1 protein-coding gene is annotated in these 335 nt (G+C 60.3%); it reads right to left on the minus strand.

Annotated elements, in window-relative coordinates; all coding sequences use genetic code 11:
* Positions 1-251, minus strand: a 251-nt coding sequence (locus NHL51_RS13830) for a transposase (RefSeq protein WP_434144656.1), incomplete at its 3' end; no start/stop codon positions are given.
* Positions 252-335: the final 84 nt, after the last annotated feature.

The raw sequence follows: 335 nt of genomic DNA on the forward strand, positions 1-335 counted from the left end.
GAGCGGAGCTTCGGGATAGCCACGTCTACGGTTCCCACACGCGTGTCGAGTTCGCGGGTGCGGTATCCGTTGCGGGAATTCACTCGGTCAGCAGAGGGCTTCCCGTACTCGGCGCCGCAGATCGCATCTGCTTCGGCTGAGAGGAGGGTGTTGATTATGGTTTGCAGCAGGGTACGCATCAGATCTGGTGATGCGTCGCCCAGTGCTTGGGTGAGGACGGTGGCAGGGTCGACAATAGAGGGAGTGGTCATCGGTGTGACGCCTTTCGAGTGGGATGTGAGAGTTTCCTCGAAGGAAGATCCCGATGGCCACGCTGACGTTTGCTGGCCGGGATC

The organism is Leucobacter sp. gxy201 (genome assembly GCF_051043335.1).
Taxonomy (GTDB): domain Bacteria; phylum Actinomycetota; class Actinomycetes; order Actinomycetales; family Microbacteriaceae; genus Leucobacter.